General features: G+C 70.0%; 15 protein-coding genes and 1 riboswitch. Of the genes, 3 read left to right on the forward strand and 12 right to left on the reverse strand.

Annotation, left to right across the window (positions count from 1 at the left end):
• Positions 1 to 271: 271 nt before the first annotated feature.
• The 3 genes from ACFZDK_RS24325 to ACFZDK_RS24335 all read right to left on the reverse strand — a co-directional run bounded on the left by ACFZDK_RS24325 (position 272) and on the right by ACFZDK_RS24335 (position 3409).
• Positions 272 to 1747 carry an MFS transporter gene (locus ACFZDK_RS24325; protein WP_390975519.1) on the reverse strand — a complete coding sequence of 492 codons (1476 nt, stop codon included), beginning with the start codon at positions 1745 to 1747 and terminating at the stop codon, positions 272 to 274.
• Between the two features lie 162 nt (positions 1748 to 1909).
• A complete protein-coding gene (locus ACFZDK_RS24330; RefSeq protein ID WP_390975521.1) occupies positions 1910 to 2782 on the reverse strand; it encodes a metallophosphoesterase in 873 nt (290 codons plus the stop codon).
• 33 nt (positions 2783 to 2815) lie between these two features.
• Positions 2816 to 3409 (reverse strand): GNAT family N-acetyltransferase, encoded by a 594-nt coding sequence (locus ACFZDK_RS24335; protein WP_390975522.1) that lies wholly within the window; start codon positions 3407 to 3409, stop codon positions 2816 to 2818.
• A 263-nt stretch (positions 3410 to 3672) separates the two neighbouring features.
• Here ACFZDK_RS24335 and ACFZDK_RS24340 point away from each other — a divergent pair, with 263 nt between their 5' ends.
• A complete protein-coding gene (locus ACFZDK_RS24340) occupies positions 3673 to 3828 on the forward strand; it encodes a hypothetical protein (RefSeq protein WP_390975524.1) in 156 nt (51 codons plus the stop codon).
• Positions 3829 to 3976: 148 nt separating this feature from the next.
• Here the strand turns inward: ACFZDK_RS24340 and ACFZDK_RS24345 are convergent, their stop codons facing one another.
• The 6 genes from ACFZDK_RS24345 to thrC form a co-directional block, all read right to left on the reverse strand.
• Complete coding sequence (locus tag ACFZDK_RS24345; RefSeq protein ID WP_390975526.1) at positions 3977 to 5104, reverse strand: NADH:flavin oxidoreductase; 1128 nt, start codon at positions 5102 to 5104, stop codon at positions 3977 to 3979.
• A 180-nt stretch (positions 5105 to 5284) separates the two neighbouring features.
• On the reverse strand, positions 5285 to 5668 hold the full coding sequence (locus ACFZDK_RS24350) for a hypothetical protein (protein WP_390975902.1): 384 nt from the start codon (positions 5666 to 5668) through the stop codon (positions 5285 to 5287).
• Between the two features lie 116 nt (positions 5669 to 5784).
• Positions 5785 to 7407, reverse strand: coding sequence for a chaperonin GroEL (gene groL, locus ACFZDK_RS24355; protein ID WP_390975529.1), 1623 nt, complete (start codon positions 7405 to 7407; stop codon positions 5785 to 5787).
• Between the two features lie 335 nt (positions 7408 to 7742).
• The gene (locus tag ACFZDK_RS24360) at positions 7743 to 7949 is read right to left on the reverse strand and encodes a cold-shock protein (protein WP_007493268.1); all 207 of its coding nucleotides are present in this window, start codon (positions 7947 to 7949) and stop codon (positions 7743 to 7745) included.
• A gap of 480 nt (positions 7950 to 8429) precedes the next feature.
• Positions 8430 to 8705 (reverse strand): MoaD/ThiS family protein, encoded by a 276-nt coding sequence (locus ACFZDK_RS24365; RefSeq protein WP_390975532.1) that lies wholly within the window; start codon positions 8703 to 8705, stop codon positions 8430 to 8432.
• Between the two features lie 44 nt (positions 8706 to 8749).
• Positions 8750 to 10033, reverse strand: coding sequence for a threonine synthase (gene thrC / locus ACFZDK_RS24370; RefSeq protein ID WP_390975534.1), 1284 nt, complete (start codon positions 10031 to 10033; stop codon positions 8750 to 8752).
• An 18-nt stretch (positions 10034 to 10051) separates the two neighbouring features.
• Positions 10052 to 10195, reverse strand: a riboswitch (SAM riboswitch).
• 157 nt (positions 10196 to 10352) lie between these two features.
• Here thrC and ACFZDK_RS24375 point away from each other — a divergent pair.
• Positions 10353 to 11297 (forward strand): glucosyl-3-phosphoglycerate synthase, encoded by a 945-nt coding sequence (locus tag ACFZDK_RS24375; protein WP_390975536.1) that lies wholly within the window; start codon positions 10353 to 10355, stop codon positions 11295 to 11297.
• 92 nt (positions 11298 to 11389) lie between these two features.
• Entirely contained in the window at positions 11390 to 12826 is a 1437-nt protein-coding gene (locus ACFZDK_RS24380; RefSeq protein ID WP_390975538.1) for a trehalose-6-phosphate synthase, read from the forward strand.
• Positions 12827 to 12918: 92 nt separating this feature from the next.
• On the opposite strand, the gene otsB is transcribed toward ACFZDK_RS24380, so the two are convergent.
• The 3 genes from otsB to ACFZDK_RS24395 form a co-directional block, all read right to left on the reverse strand.
• Positions 12919 to 13770, reverse strand: coding sequence for a trehalose-phosphatase (gene otsB, locus ACFZDK_RS24385; RefSeq protein ID WP_390975540.1), 852 nt, complete (start codon positions 13768 to 13770; stop codon positions 12919 to 12921).
• Between the two features lie 101 nt (positions 13771 to 13871).
• Entirely contained in the window at positions 13872 to 14105 is a 234-nt protein-coding gene (locus ACFZDK_RS24390) for a DUF3263 domain-containing protein (RefSeq protein ID WP_390975541.1), read from the reverse strand.
• Between the two features lie 17 nt (positions 14106 to 14122).
• Positions 14123 to 15388 carry an extracellular solute-binding protein gene (locus ACFZDK_RS24395; protein ID WP_390975904.1) on the reverse strand — a complete coding sequence of 422 codons (1266 nt, stop codon included), beginning with the start codon at positions 15386 to 15388 and terminating at the stop codon, positions 14123 to 14125.
• Positions 15389 to 15461 lie beyond the last annotated feature (73 nt).

Below are 15461 nucleotides of genomic sequence, written 5' to 3' on the forward strand. Positions count from 1 at the left end.
GTTTGGATGGTTGGCGGTTCGGCTGGTTGGCGGTTCGGCTGGTTGGCGGTTCGGCTGGTGTGGGTCGTCGACTACGGGTCGTGGCTGGTTGCTCGCGCCCACGCGGCGGAGCCGCATATCGGACACAGCCCCGCGCCCCCTTCGGGGCGCTCCAGCTGGGGGAGATCGATCGGTTGCCGGTTACTCGTGAAACGGGTGGGGGTGGACGGAAGTGCCGGGCGGCCCTCACCCGATGGGGTGAAAGCCGCCCGGCGGATCGCCAACTGCCCGGTTACGCCTCCGCGCCGACCGACTCGACCTCGCGGTCGCCGTCCGTCGCGGCCACCGCGGCCGCCTTCTGGCGTGGGATGAACGTGGCGACGAGGAAGGCGAGCAGTGCGGCTCCGGCGCCGATGGCCATGACGACCTTGAAGCCGTTCTCCGAGGCCAGGGCGTGGCCGCCGAAGTCCGTGGTCATCTGGGACAGGATGACGCCGGCGATGGCGCTGGCGAAGCTGGTGCCGAGGGAACGCATCAGGGTGTTGAGGCTGTTGGCCGCGGCCGTCTCCGACGGGTCCACGGCGCCCATGATCAGGGCGGGCAGGGCGCCGTAGGTGAAGCCGACGCCGGCGCCGATGATGCAGGAGACCAGGATGAGGTGCCAGACCTCGGACATCAGGACGATGTTCAGGGCGTAGCCAGAGGCCACGATCAGGGCGCCGATCATCAGGGTGACCTTGGGGCCCTTGGCCTGGGTGAGCTTGGCGGAGGCGGCGGACATGACCATCATCACCAGGCCCTGCGGGGCGAGCACCAGGCCGACGGTGAGCATGGACTTGCCGAGGCCGTAGCCGGTCTGCTCGGGCAGCTGGAGCAGCTGCGGCAGGACCAGGGACATCGCGAACATCGAGAAGCCGAGGGCGACCGAGGCGAGGTTGGTGAAGAGGACCTGCGGCTTGGCGGTCGTACGGAGGTCGACCAGCGGCTGCCGGGAGCGCAGCTCCCAGAAGCCCCAGGCGAGCAGGATCACGACGGCGGCGGTGCCCAGGCCGAGGGTGGTGCCGGAGGTCCAGCCCCAGGTGGCGCCCTTGGAGACGGCGAGCAGCAGCGCGACCAGACCGGCGGACAGGCCGAGCGCTCCGGCGAGGTCGAAGCGGCCGCCGGTGCGGACCTTGGACTCGGGCACGATCAGCAGCACCAGCGCGAAGGCGACGGCGCCCAGGGCGGCCGAGGTCCAGAACAGGATGTGCCAGTCCCACTTGTCGGCGATGAACGCGGCGGCGGGCAGGCCCAGCGCGCCGCCGACCCCGAGCGAGGCGCTCATCAGGGCGGTGGAGCCGGCCAGCCGGTCGGCGGGCAGCGCGTCCCGCATGATGCTGATGCCGAGCGGGACGACGGCGGCCGCGAGGCCCTGCAGCGTACGGCCGATGATCATCGGGACCAGGGAGTCGGCGAGGGCGCAGACGACCGAACCGGAGACCAGGAGCACGATGCTGGTCAGGAGCATGCGCCGCTTGCCGATCATGTCGCCGAGGCGGCCGACGACCGGGGTGGCCACCGCGGCGGCCAGAAGGGTGGCGGTGACGGCCCAGACGGTGTCCGAGGCCGAGGCGTGCAGCAGGGTGGGCAGCTCCGGGACGATCGGGATGACCAGGGTCTGCATCAGCGAGACGACGATCCCGGCCAGGGCCAGCACCGCCACCACGGCGTTCGGCCGCGGCGGGGCGGATGTTCCCGCCGCGGCGGGTCGGGTGAGGGCGTCGGACATGGGGGCTGGCCTCCATCGGACGGGCTCGATGAGCGGAGTCTTTGACTGCTTGACTTAAGCAAGCTTAAGTCGATTGATTGAGTTAAGCAAGTTAATTCCAGGAGAATCGCGCTGACCTGCGACAAAACGACTGCTCGGGAGTGGAGGAGCGGCTACGACCCCTCAGCCGTGCTCGGCGACGAACGCCCGGGCCCGCTCCTCGTCGATCTCGTACACCGTCTCGTGGGCCTGCGGATCCCGCGCGTGGAAGGTGTGGAACATCGGGCTCGCCGGGCCGTCCAGCTCCACCAGCGAGGCAGACGCCCCGCGCACCGCCCGCTCGCCCCCGGCCGCCACGGTCAGGTCGATCCGGTTGACGACCCCCGGCGTCACCCACACCGGCACCGACTCCAGCAGACCGAAGAGCTGGAGGTGGTAGTGGCCGGTGAGGATCACCCGTACGTCACTCCCCCGGATCACCGCCGCCAGGTCGCCGGGGTCACGGAGCCCGAAGGCCTGCTGGGTCGCCGAGAGGCCGAGGGCGAACGGCGGATGGTGGAAGGCGAGCACCGTGCCCCGCAAGGCCGGGGTGCGCAGCACCTCGCGCAGCCACTCCAACTGGGCCTGGCCCAGGCGGCCGTGGACCTTCCCCGGTACGAGCGAGTCCAGGGTGACGAAGCGCCGGCCGCCGACCGTGCTGACGGCGGCCCGCTCCGGCGCGTCGAAGGACGACTCCGCACGGTCGGTACCGTCGGCCGCCAGATGCCCGCTGCCCAGCACCTTCGCGAACGCCTCGCGCTCGTCGTGGTTGCCGGTGGTGTAGAGGACGGGGATGTTCCGGACTTGCGCGTACGCGCCGATCAGGGTGCGCAGGGTCGTGTACGCCTCCACCGCGCCGTCGTCGGCGAGGTCACCGGTGACGACGACCGCGTCGAGGCCCTGGAGATGCCGGAGTTCGTCGAGCATCAGGCGCAGGGACGCGGTGGCGTTGACGCCGCGTCTGTTGGGGGCGTCGGTGCGGTCCAGGTGGGTGTCGGAGAGATGCAGGATCCTCATCTCCCGGAGACTAGACGCCGGACAGGGCGGCGGTCAGCGAGCCGGGCGCCACATCGTGGTCACGGTCCGGCCGCCCGGCGTGACGATCTCGCCCCGCGGGACGAAGCCCACGCTCTCGTAACGGCGGTCGTTGGCGGGGTTCGTGGACTCCAGATACGCGTTCGCGCCGATGGCGTCGAGCCGGGCCAGCGTGTCGGACAGCAGCGCCATGCCGAGCCCCTTGCCCCGGTGGTCGGTGCGGGTGCCGAGGATGGTCAGATGGTAGAAGGGCTCCTCCGGATGGGCGGCCCCGAAGCTCGCTTCCGTCTCCTCGACGGCCCGCGCCACCTCGGCCCCGGCGACCTTCTCCATCGCCTCGCCCCGCTCACGCTCCTCCTCCTCGGTCAGCTCGACACCGCCCGGCGGAATCCAGACGGCCACCGCCTCCACGCCCGGCGTCACGAACGTCCACGGATACCGCAGCGCGGCACGGGCGTACACCCGCCACAACTCCCCCATCTGCCCGGCCCGCCGCACCTCGTCGGGGAAGACCGGACCCCACACCGGGTCCTGGAGGAAGGCACTGGTCAGGGTGGACACGACGGCATCGAGATCGGCGGGGGTGGCCGGGCGGGAGGGGTGGCTCATGGGGACGACGGTAATGGCGGGGGCAGCGGGCCGGCACAGCTTCGCACCGGATGACGGGGCCCGCCGTCGCCCTTCGCGGCCATGGGCGCCGCCAGCCACCTGCTCCAGGGAGATTCCGCAGTGCTTCTGCCGCACACGAACACGGGGATCATCGGATCCACGCTGCTGATGTCGTCCGTGTTGCCCGTGGCCGTCTGGGCGTTCGCGGGGCGGATGAGAGGCTCCCTCATACGGATCGCAGAGGCCTGACGCTGGTGACAGGCGTGGCGAAGCAGTCGGTCAGCGGCGGCACGAGGGCCGGCGCCACACACCTAGATAGCGAGACGCGCAACGGTACGGCGTGGAACACCGCGCTGCTGTTCGGGATTCCGTCCGTGCCGGTGCAGGCGGTGGGTTCGGTGGTCCTGGTGGTGGGATGAACAAGCGCATGTCCGAGGACACCGGTGCCATGGGGGCCGTCCTGCCAGGGAAGTGCCCCACCCCGCGCTCCTGCTTCTCGTGCCGTACGCGTTCGCCCTCGGTTCCGCCGGCTGGTCGCCGGCGGAACCGAGGGCGGACGGACCCGGGTCAGCTCAGGGTCTTGAGCGCCGCCGCGTCGTACGACGCCAGCTCGTCCGTGCGGCCCGCGAGGACCTTCGACGCCCACTCGGGGTCCTGGAGGAGGGCGCGGCCGACGGCGACCAAGTCGTACTCGTCGCGCTCCAGGCTGTCGAGGAGGTCGTCGATGCCCTTGACCGGGGAGCCCTCGCCCTGGAAGCCCTTGATGAAGTCGCCGTCGAGGCCGACCGAGCCGACGGTGATGGTGGGCTTTCCGGTGAGCTTCTTGGTCCAGCCGGCCAGGTTGAGGTCGGAGCCCTCGAACTCGGGGAGCCAGTAGCGGCGGGTGGAGGCGTGGAAGACGTCGACGCCGGCGGCGGCCAGCGGGGTCAGGATCGCCTCCAGCTCCTCGGGGGTCTCGGCGAGACGGGCGTCGTAGTTGTCGGACTTCCACTGCGAGTAGCGGAAGATGACGGGGAAGTCGGCGGAGACGGAGTCCCGTACGGCCGCCACGATCTCGGCCGCGAACTTCGTGCGGGCGACCGGGTCGCCGCCGTACGCGTCGGTGCGGCGGTTGGTGCCCGCCCACAGGAACTGGTCGAGCAGGTAGCCGTGGGCGCCGTGCAGCTCGACGCCGTCGAAGCCGATGCGCTCGGCGTCGGCCGCGGCCTCGGCGAACGCGCGGATGACGTCGTCCAGGTCCTGCGAGGTCATCGCCTTGCCCTCACCCTCGGTGCCGTCCAGGCGGATGCCGGAGGGGCCGACGGCGGGGGCGTCCGCGAACGGCGGCTGGCCCTGCTTGCGGACCATGCCGATGTGCCACAGCTGCGGGACGATCGTGCCGCCGGCCGCGTGCACCCCCTCGGCGACCTTCGCCCAGCCCGCCAGCTGCTCCTCGCCGTGGAACCGCGGGATACGGCTGCTCTGCCCGGCCGAGTCGTGACCGACGTACGTCCCCTCGGTGACGATCAGACCGACACCGGCGGCGGCCCGGCGGGAGTAGTACGAGACCACGTCCTCACCGGGGACACCGCCGGGGCTGAACTGGCGGGTCATCGGCGCCATCACGATCCGGTTGGGGACCGTGAGCCCGTTGAGGGCGATGGGACGGGAGAGGATCTCGGCCGCGCGGGAGGCGGGGGGCATGGTGACGGTCACGTGGAGGGCTCCTCGGGAGTGGGTCGTATACCTTGGCCGTATACCAGTCGGTATGTGCACACGCATCGAGTGCACCTCCGTGCACAACGACCTGCCCGGACGTACGCATTCCCGGCAACCACCCGAACGCGGTGTGACCCGGGACACGGGCCCCGGGCGAGCCGGCGGGCGACCTGCGCCTCAGCTCCTGTTGTCCTCGACGTGGACGACGTTCGGTGCGGTGGCGTCCGCGTGGCGTTTGGTCCGTCCGTGCAGACCGACGGCGAGCTGCGACGGGTCGCGGGGTTCGGCGGGGCCGACGTAGGTGAGGACGTCGCCGTGATGCCCGGTGACGACCCACCCCTCGACGTCCTTGGGGTCGATCACCCCGAAGTCCCCCGCCGGGGATCCGGCGTGCACCGGGCCGAACTCCCGCAGGATCCCGGTGGCTTGTGCGGCGAGGTCTCCGTCGGGAGCGGTCAGCACGACACAGGTGCCGTGCTCGAACAGCTCCCAGGACGTGTGCGGGTCGGCGAGGAGCCGCCGCCATACGTCTACCAGTATCTCGGTGTCCACCGCGGTCATCATGCCGCAGCGCCCCGGCGCGAACCCGGCGCGGGAACGCCGAAGGGCGGCACCCCCCGCCGTGTGGCAAGGGGTGCCGCCCTCGGTGCTGCGTCGGAGCTGCCGAGCCGTCAGGCTCAGAAGTCCATGTCACCGCCCGGCATGCCGCCCGGGGCGGCCGCGGCGGCCTTCTCCGGCTTGTCGGCGATGACGGCCTCGGTGGTGAGGAACAGCGCGGCGATGGAGGCGGCGTTCTGCAGGGCAGAGCGGGTCACCTTCGCCGGGTCGATGATGCCCTCGGCGATCATGTCGACGTACTCGCCGGTCGCGGCGTTCAGGCCGTGGCCGACCTGGAGGTTGCGGACCTTCTCGACGACGACGCCACCCTCGAGACCACCGTTGACGGCGATCTGCTTGAGCGGGGCCTCCAGGGCGAGCTTCACGGCGTTGGCGCCGGTCGCCTCGTCACCTTCGAGGTCCAGCTTCTCGAAGACGGAGGAGGCCTGGATGAGCGCCACGCCACCACCGGCGACGATGCCCTCCTCGACGGCCGCCTTCGCGTTGCGGACGGCGTCCTCGATGCGGTGCTTGCGCTCCTTGAGCTCGACCTCGGTCGCGGCACCGGCCTTGATGACGGCGACGCCACCGGCGAGCTTGGCCAGGCGCTCCTGGAGCTTCTCGCGGTCGTAGTCCGAGTCGGACTGCTCGATCTCGGCGCGGATCTGGTTGACCCGGCCCTGCACCTGCTCGGAGGAGCCGGCGCCGTCGACGATGGTGGTCTCGTCCTTGGTGATGACCACCTTGCGGGCCTTGCCCAGCAGGTCGAGGGTCGTGTTCTCGAGCTTGAGACCGACCTCCTCGGAGATGACCTCGCCGCCGGTGAGGATGGCGATGTCGTTCAGCATCGCCTTGCGGCGGTCGCCGAAGCCCGGGGCCTTGACGGCGACGGACTTGAAGGTGCCGCGGATCTTGTTGACGACCAGGGTCGACAGGGCCTCGCCCTCGACGTCCTCGGCGATGATCAGCAGCGGCTTGCCCGACTGCATGACCTTCTCCAGGAGCGGGAGCAGGTCCTTGACGGAGCCGATCTTCGAGTTGGCGATCAGGATGTACGGGTCGTCGAGGGACGCCTCCATACGCTCCATGTCGGTGGCGAAGTACGCCGAGATGTAGCCCTTGTCGAAGCGCATACCCTCGGTGAGCTCCAGCTCCAGACCGAAGGTCTGGGACTCCTCGACGGTGATGACGCCTTCCTTGCCGACCTTGTCCATGGCCTCGGCGATGAGCTCGCCGATCTGGGTGTCGGCGGCGGAGATGGAGGCCGTCGAAGCGATCTGCTCCTTGGTCTCGACATCCTTCGCCTGCTCGAGCAGGGCACCGGAGACGGCCTCGACGGCCTTCTCGATACCGCGCTTGAGGGCCATCGGGTTGGCGCCGGCGGCTACGTTGCGCAGGCCTTCCTTGACCAGGGCCTGGGCGAGCACGGTCGCGGTGGTCGTACCGTCACCGGCGACGTCGTCCGTCTTCTTGGCGACTTCCTTGACCAGCTCGGCGCCGATCTTCTCGTACGGGTCCTCGAGCTCGATCTCCTTGGCGATGGAGACACCATCGTTGGTGATCGTGGGGGCGCCCCACTTCTTCTCGAGGACGACGTTGCGGCCCTTGGGGCCGAGCGTCACCTTGACGGCGTCCGCGAGCTGGTTCATGCCGCGCTCGAGGCCGCGCCGCGCCTCCTCGTCGAACGCGATGATCTTGGCCATGTGAAGTGGTCCCTCCAGGACTGGGGGTGAGTCTTCAGGACCGCGCCCGCGCCCGCGACGGACGGCTCGCCGACCCGTGGGTTCCTTGCCCCACCCGGCCCGCGGGCCTCACCGACCCGGTCCTTCTTTGTCACTCTCACCTTCAGAGTGCTAACGCCAATGATTAGCACTCGGGGTAGGCGAGTGCAAGCGCCTCCCGGGGACTGGAGGGAGGAACCCGGGCGGGCACGGGCGGGGCGCGGACGGGCCCGGGGCATGCCGAAGGGCCCGTACCCCGGGAGGCACGAGCCCTTCGAAGATGTACAGAAGAACGTCGCTGTCAGTCGGCGCGTGCTTCAGCCGGTCGCCAGCCGGACCATGTCCGCCTGCGGCCCCTTCTGGCCCTGCGAGATCTCGAAATCGACTCGCTGACCCTCTTCCAGGGTGCGGTACCCGTCCATCTGGATCGCGCTGTAGTGGACGAAAACATCCGCACCACCGTCGACCGCGATGAAGCCGTACCCCTTCTCCGCGTTGAACCACTTGACGGTGCCCTGAGCCATGCCTAACTCCCCTATTACTGGCCCTTGCACAGATCCACACTTCGCGGATCCGGGTCAGACCTCACCCCCCAATGGTTGGGGGCGTGCGCCGGAACGCGTCGACCGCGGCTGAATGTATCTGTCCAACTGCCGTCTGCAACAGGTCAATCGGACGAGAATTCTGGACGGGAAGGGTCCGGAATGTAGCAAGAATTCGGCCGAATTCAGGGCAAGTCGGGCCCCAGATAAGCCGCAAAAGCCGCAAAGAACCCGCACACTTTGGCCACTTCTTGTCGGGCTCGCGGTATCGAATACGGGGCTCCCGACCTGGAGATCGGGACCGCGTTCCCCAACTCTACCGCGCTCAACCACACAGAATTGCCCCCTCCGCTTCTCTCACGGAGGGGGCAATCAGATGAACACTCGGTGATGGGTATTACCGAAGGTAATGTTCGGTCATACGGCCATCAGGTCAGCAGGTCAGCGGGGCAGCGGAATCGGTCAGCCGCCCGCGACGGCCGGGATGATGGAGACGCCGACCCCGTCCGGGGTGGCGGTCTCCAGTCCCTGCTCGAAGCGCACGTCGTCGTCATTGACGTACACATTGACGAACCGGCGCAGCTTGCCCTGGTCGTCGAGAACGCGGGCGGCGATTCCCGTGTGGTTCTTCTCCAGGTCGGTGAGGACCTCGCCGAGGGTGGCACCTTCGGCACTGACTTCGGCCTGGCCACCGGTGTAGGTGCGCAGGATGGTGGGGATGCGAACAGTGACGCTCACGGCTTTAAACCTCCGGTCAGGGCAGCGCCCTATTTCTCGGGGACTCAGGCGAGCCCGGCCTCGTGGAAAGACTCGAGATTCGGGCGAATGGTCGCGGTAAGACCCGTACCCGCCACCGCGTCCAGCGTCTTCAGCCCATCACCGGTGTTGAGTACAACGACCGACTTCGAGGGATCGATGAGCCCATTCTCAATGAGCTTCTTGGTGACTCCAACCGTCACTCCGCCGGCGGTCTCCGCGAAGATCCCCTCGGTCCGCGCGAGCAGCTTGATCGCGTCGACGACCTGCTCGTCGGTGACGTCCTCCACCGCACCACCCGTACGACGGGCGATGTCGAGGACGTAGGGACCGTCGGCCGGGTTGCCGATGGCGAGGGACTTGGCGATGGTGTTCGGCTTCTGCGGCCGCACCACGTCGTGGCCGCCCTTGAAGGCCACCGACACCGGCGAGCAGCCCTCGGCCTGCGCACCGAAGATCTTGTACGGCTTGTCCTCGACGAGCCCGAGCTTGATCAGCTCCTGCAGCCCCTTGTCGACCTTGGTGAGCTGCGAGCCGGAGGCGATCGGGATGACCAGCTGGTCCGGGAGCTGCCAGCCGAGCTGCTCGCAGATCTCGTACGCCAGGGTCTTCGAGCCCTCCGCGTAGTACGGCCGCAGGTTGACGTTGACGAAGCCCCAGCCCTCGCCGGCCGGGTCGCCGATCAGCTCGGAGCAGAAGCGGTTCACGTCGTCGTAGTTGCCCTCGATGCCGACGAGCTCGCCGCCGTAGATCGCGGCCATGACGACCTTGCCCTGCTCCAGGTCGTGCGGGATGAACACGCAGGAGCGGAAGCCGGCCCGGGCGGCGGCGGCGCCGACCGCGCCGGCCAGGTTGCCGGTGGAGGAGCAGGAGAGGGTGGTGTAGCCGAAGGCGCGGGCGGCCTCGACGGCCTGGGCGACGACGCGGTCCTTGAAGGAGTGCGTCGGGTTGCCGGAGTCGTCCTTCACGTACAGGCCGCCGGTGACACCCAGCTCCTTGGCCAGGTTGTCGGCCTGGACGAGCTTGGTCCAGCCGGGGTTGATGTTGGGCTTGGTCGCCACGTCGGCCGGGACCGGCAGCAGCGGGGCGTAACGCCAGATGTTCGCGGGTCCCGCCTCGATCTGCTTCCGCAGCTCCTCGGTGTCGTAGGCCGAGTAGTCGTACGCGATCTCGAGCGGGCCGAAACACTCCTCGCAGGCGAACACCGGGCCGAGCGGCACCCGGTGGCCGCACTCGCGGCAGGACAGTGCCGTGGCGGGGCCCAGGTCGACGGTCTTCGGGGAATCGGTTGCAACAGTCTGCGCAGCCATGTGAGGCGAGGCCCTTTCTCCTCATCTTCCTCACGACGCATCTCGCCGTGAGACGGATTTGGCACCTTCCCTAGCCGGGAGCCACGCCATGGAAGACGAGTACCGACTGGAGGGTTGCCGGGGCTTCATCGGGCCGTATCCCTCTGCCCCTCTGGATGAGCTGTATTCGGTTGTCGACGCACGGTGACCGTACGACATGCGATGGTCATCGGCGTTGTTCAAGACTGTAACCGAAGGCCAGGACAGTTGAGATAGTCGTCCGAACCGCGAGATGGATCACACCGCGCGGTGTGATCGTGACAGTGAGGAGCCGCTGACTGTGCTGGAAGAAGTCGAGCGCTGGCTGGCCACCCGCTCCTGGTCCCTGAACGACCGCCCCCTGCACCGGATACTCGGCGCCAAGCAGCGGACGGGTCAGTCGGTCTCCGTCGTGCTGCCCGCGCTCAACGAGGAGGAGACCGTCGGTGACATCGTCGCGATCATCCGCCACGACCTGATGCAGCAGGCGCCGCTCGTCGACGAGATCGTGGTCGTCGACTCCGGCTCCACCGACCGCACGGCGGCGGTGGCCGCGGCAGCGGGCGCCCGGGTCGTCCACCGCGACACGATCCTCCCCCGCATCCCCGCCGTCCCCGGCAAGGGCGAGGTCCTCTGGCGCTCCCTGCTGGTCACCACCGGGGACATCGTCTGCTTCATCGACGCGGACCTGAGGGACTTCTCCTCCGACTTCGTCTCCGGGATCGTCGGCCCGCTGCTGACCGACCCCGGGGTGGACCTGGTCAAGGCGATGTACGACCGCCCGCTCGCCGGCGCGGCCGGGCAGGGCGGCCGGGTGACCGAGCTGATGGCCCGCCCGCTGCTGAACATGCACTGGCCGCAGCTGGCCGGGTTCGTGCAGCCGCTGGGCGGCGAGTACGCGGCCCGCCGCTCGCTCCTGGAACAGCTCCCCTTCCCGGTCGGCTACGGCGTGGAGCTGGGCATGCTGGTCGACGCCCTGCACCTGGTCGGCCTGGACGCCCTCGCCCAGGTGGACGTGGGGGTCCGCAAACACCGCCACCAGGACGGCCAGGCCCTCGGCCGGATGTCCGCCGCGATCTACCGCACCGCCCAGCTGCGGCTGGCCCGCGGCCATCTGATCCGCCCGTCCCTGACCCAGTTCGAACGGAGCGAGGACGGCTTCGAGCCGCGCACGTACTCCGTGGACACGGAGGAACGGCCGCCGATGTCGGAGATCGCGGAGTACGCCGAACGCAAAGTGGCGTGACTTCGACGGGTTCGACGCGCGTTCCGTATACGGCCACCGGTCGGGTGTAGCCGTACGTTTGAGCGTTTACGGGCCGGGCTAGGTTGAGGCGTATGGCTTCCACCGGCGGTGCTGAGGTGCTGGTCGCGTCCAACCGCGGCCCGGTTTCGTACGAGATGCGCGAAGGCAGCGCGCTGCACGCCAAGCGGGGCGGCGGCGGGCTGGTCTCCGGCCTGTCGGCGATCGGCCCGGACGCGAACGCGGTGTGGGTGTGCGCGGCGCTGAGCGACGGGGACCGCGAGGCGGTGCGCCGAACCGCCGGCGGCCGGCTGCCGGTGGCGGACACCGGGGGCCAGCGGGTCCGGATGCTCGACATCGACGCGGAGGTGTTCTCCGGCGCGTACAACGGCATCGCGAACTCGGTGCTGTGGTTCGTCCACCACATGCTCTACCAGACCCCGCTGGAGCCGGTCTTCGACGCGGAGTTCCGGCGCCAGTGGGCGTCGTACCAGGCCTACAACCGGGCGTTCGCCGAGGCGCTGGCCCAGGAGGCGGGCGAGGGCGCCGCGGTCGTCATCCAGGACTACCACCTGGCGCTGGCCCCGCGGATGCTGCGCCGCCTGCGCCCGGACCTGCGAATCGGCCATTTCTCCCACACCCCCTGGGCGCCGCCGGACTACTTCCGGCTCCTCCCCGACGACATCGCCGCCGAGCTGCTGAGCGGGATCCTGGGCGCCGACCACGCGGCGTTCCTCACCCGGCGGTGGGCGGACGCGTTCGTCGACTGCTGCCACGCCGTGCTGGGCCCCGGGATCCCGGCGGCGGACCCCTCCTCGGGCGGCACCCGGATCGGGGTGCACGGGCTGGGCGCCGACGCGGACTTCCTGCGGAAGCGGTCGCACGAGCCGGACGTCGAGGAGCGGATGGCCGCCCTGCGGGAGGAGATCGGCGACGGCCGCAGGACCATTGTCCGGGTCGACCGGACCGAGCTGTCGAAGAACATCGTGCGCGGACTGCTGGCCTACCGGCAGCTGCTCGACGACCACCCCGAGTGGCGGGAGCGGGTGGTGCACGTCGCGTTCGCGTACCCGTCCCGGCAGGACCTCGCCGTGTACCGCGACTACACGGCCGAGGTGCAGCGGGTCGCCGACGACATCAACTCGGTGTACGGGACGCCGGGTTGGACGCCGGTCGTGCTGCATGTCAAGGACGACTTCGCCCGCTCCCTGGCGGCGTACCGGCTGGCCGACGTCGCCCTGGTGAACCCGATCCGGGACGGCATGAACCTGGTGGCGAAAGAGATCCCGGTGGTGTCGGACGAGGGGTGCGTGCTGGTGCTCTCGCGGGAGGCGGGGGCGTACGAGGAGCTGGGCGAGGACGCGGTGGTCGTGAACCCGTACGACATCGGGGGGACGGCCGCCGCGTTGGCGCTGGCGCTGGCCATGCCGGTGGAGGAGCGGGCGGAGCGCTGCAAGAGATTGGCGGAGGCGGCGACGGGGTTGCCGCCGGCGGCTTGGTTTCTGGAGCAGTTGGAGGCGTTGGGCGGGTGAGTTCGTAGTTCGTCGGCTGCGGGCCGGTGGGGGCGGGTCGCGCCCACGCGGCGGAGCCGCACATCGATACAGCCCCGCCCCCCTTACCGGGCTTACGGGGCGCTGTAGGCGACCGTCTGGCCCAGTAGCCGTACTACTCCCTCCGGGCCGTCCACGACCACGTCCGCCCGGTCCGCCAGCTCGGTGACCTCCTCGCTGCCGCTGCACACGAGTACGCCGGGGACGCCCTGCTCGCGGAGTTTCTCGACGGCGGCGAAGGCGGGGATGTCGCCGAGGTCGTCGCCGACATAGAGGACCGATTCCGCGCCGATCTCCCTCGCGTACTCGCGCAGGGCCACGCCCTTGTCCATGCCCGGGGGACGGAGCTCCAGGACCAGGCGGCCCGGTTCGACGATCAGGGCGTGGCGGGTGGCCAGGTCGGTCAGGGGGGCGCGGAGGAGGTCGAAGGTGGCCTGGGGGTCGTCGGCGCGGCGGGTGTGGACCGCGACGGCGAAGCCCTTCTCCTCGATCCAGGTGCCGTGCGCGGCGCCGGCCCGGTCCAGGAGGGCGGGGAGTTCGGCGCGGGCGGCGGCGATGCCGGGGTGGGGCGGCGGGGCGGTGATCTCGCCGGTGGCCGCTTCCCAGCGTTCGGCGCCGTAGTGGCCGAGGACGACGAGGTGCTCCAGACCGGGCACGCCCGCGAAGCCGCCGTAACGGACGGCCACCTCGGCCGGCCGGCCGGTGATCACGGCGACCGCGGCCACCTTCGGCGCGAGCGCGGCCAGCACCGGCACGGCGTCCGGGTGGGCCCGCGCCTGCTCGGGGTCGGCGACGATCGGGGCCAGGGTTCCGTCGAAGTCGAGGCCGATCAGCGCAGTGCGCGGCTGCGCCAGGAGGGCGGCGAGGCCTTCACGGCCGGCCGGGGTGCGAGGCGTCGGAAGGGGTTCCGTGATGTGGGTTCCCATGCACCCGACAGTATCCAAGCGCCCCTCCAGGGGCGCGGGGCTGCGTCCATATGCGGCTCCGCCGCGTGGGCGCGACCAGCCCCCACCGGCCCGCAGATCACTCACCGCTCCCCTCGCCGAGCCTCCCGCACCCTCCGCAGTCGGTTCACCGTCACGGGGTCGAGGGCCAGTGCGCGCTCGTCGTCGAGGAGGGTGTTGAGGAGCTGGTAGTAGCGGACGGGAGCCAGGTCGAGTTCCTCGCGTATCGCCCGCTCCTTCGCGCCGGGGCTGGGGAAGCCCCGGCGTTCCAGGGCGAGGATGGCCTGCTCGCGCGGGTCCAGTTCTTGCCGGTCCATGCCGAGAACGGTAGCGCTCAGCCCGTGCGCGTACGGCTGTCGGCCAGCGCCGCCTCCGCCTGGAGCCGGGTGAGGACGGTCGTCGGGTTGCCCGTCGAGGTGACCGCGGTGCCTATCTGCTTCTTGATGTCGGCGCTGATGGCGGCCCAGGACGTCTTGCCCGCCGGGTACAGCTCGGAGGTCGGGAGCTGTTCGAGGAAGGGGCGCAGCTGCTTGTCCTGCGGCTGCGTGGAGTCGGTCATCGCCTGGGACGCGGAGGTGGTGACGGGCAGCAGGCCGTACTCGCGGGAGAAGGAGAGGACGTTCTTCTCGCTGTAGACGTAGTCGAGGAAGTCACCGACCTGGTCCGCGTGGCCGTTCTGCTTGAAGGCCGCCATCCAGTCGGCGACGCCCATGGAGGCGGTGCTGGTGGACTGCCCGGCCCGGGCGGGCATCGCGACGGTGCCGAACTTCACGCCCTTCTTCTCGGCCTGCTGGATGAGCGTGGGGTGGCCGTTGACCATGCCGACCTGACCGTCGGCGAAGGCGGCGAACGCCGTCGCGCGGTTCAGCCGGCCGGGCGCCGTCGGACCGGTCAGGCCCTTGCCGACCAGTTCGTCCTTGAGCCAGGTGAGGGTGTCGACGTTCTGCGAGGAGTTGATCGTGTAGGTGCCGGTGTCGTCGGTGTAGCCGCTGCCGCCGCTGAGCAGCCACTGCATGGTCTCCGCCTGGGCCTCCTCGGGGCCGAGCGGCAGCGCGTACGGGTACTTCACACCGTTCGCCTTGAGCGCCTTCGCGTCGGCCGCGAGCTCGGTCCAGGTGGTGGGCGGGGTGGTGATGCCGGCCTCGGAGAAGAGCGTCTTGTTGTAGAAGAGGACGCGCGTGGAGGCGGCGAAGGGGATGCCGTACTGGGCGTGGTTCCACTGGCCCGCCTCGGCCAGCTGGGACGGGAAGTCGGCCTGGACCGGGATGGAGAGCAGGTCACCGGCCTCGTACAGCTTGCCGGCGGCCGCGTAGTCGGCGTACGAGCCGATCTGCGCCAGGTCGGGGGCCTTGCCGGCGGCGACCATGTCCTTGACCTTGCGGTCGACGTCGTTCCACGAGTAGACGGTGACGTCGATCTTCACGCCGGAGTGCTGGGCCTCGTACGCCCTGGCCAGCTTGTCCCAGTACTTCTGGGAGCTGTTGGCGGCGGAGTCGCCGTAGTCGGCCGCGACGAGTCTGAGGGTGACGTCCGAGGAACCCGTCGCCCCACAGCCACCGAGAACCACCGTCATGCCCAAGGTGGACACCACCGCGATCATTCCTGCCCTACGCCGCCGCACCCGCACTACCTCGACCCAACTGTCTCGCCGTTCAATATATGGACCCATAAGG

It is taken from the genome of Streptomyces sp. NPDC007901, assembly GCF_042959465.1.
Taxonomy (GTDB): Bacteria; Actinomycetota; Actinomycetes; order Streptomycetales; family Streptomycetaceae; genus Streptomyces.

Bases quoted from the DNA above. Each gene is read 5' to 3' on its own strand.
- otsB (WP_390975540.1), bottom strand. From the start codon at position 13,770: ATGGGAACCCACATCACGGAACCCCTTCCGACGCCTCGCACCCCGGCC.
- ACFZDK_RS24390 (WP_390975541.1), bottom strand. From the start codon at position 14,105: ATGGACCGGCAAGAACTGGACCCGCGCGAGCAGGCCATCCTCGCCCTG.
- ACFZDK_RS24335 (WP_390975522.1), bottom strand. From the start codon at position 3,409: ATGAGCCACCCCTCCCGCCCGGCCACCCCCGCCGATCTCGATGCCGTC.
- ACFZDK_RS24360 (WP_007493268.1), bottom strand. From the start codon at position 7,949: ATGGCTCAGGGCACCGTCAAGTGGTTCAACGCGGAGAAGGGGTACGGC.
- thrC (WP_390975534.1), bottom strand. From the start codon at position 10,033: ATGGCTGCGCAGACTGTTGCAACCGATTCCCCGAAGACCGTCGACCTG.
- ACFZDK_RS24325 (WP_390975519.1), bottom strand. From the start codon at position 1,747: ATGTCCGACGCCCTCACCCGACCCGCCGCGGCGGGAACATCCGCCCCG.
- ACFZDK_RS24350 (WP_390975902.1), bottom strand. From the start codon at position 5,668: ATGACCGCGGTGGACACCGAGATACTGGTAGACGTATGGCGGCGGCTC.
- groL (WP_390975529.1), bottom strand. From the start codon at position 7,407: ATGGCCAAGATCATCGCGTTCGACGAGGAGGCGCGGCGCGGCCTCGAG.
- ACFZDK_RS24395 (WP_390975904.1), bottom strand. From the start codon at position 15,388: ATGATCGCGGTGGTGTCCACCTTGGGCATGACGGTGGTTCTCGGTGGC.
- ACFZDK_RS24380 (WP_390975538.1), top strand. From the start codon at position 11,390: ATGGCTTCCACCGGCGGTGCTGAGGTGCTGGTCGCGTCCAACCGCGGC.
- ACFZDK_RS24330 (WP_390975521.1), bottom strand. From the start codon at position 2,782: ATGAGGATCCTGCATCTCTCCGACACCCACCTGGACCGCACCGACGCC.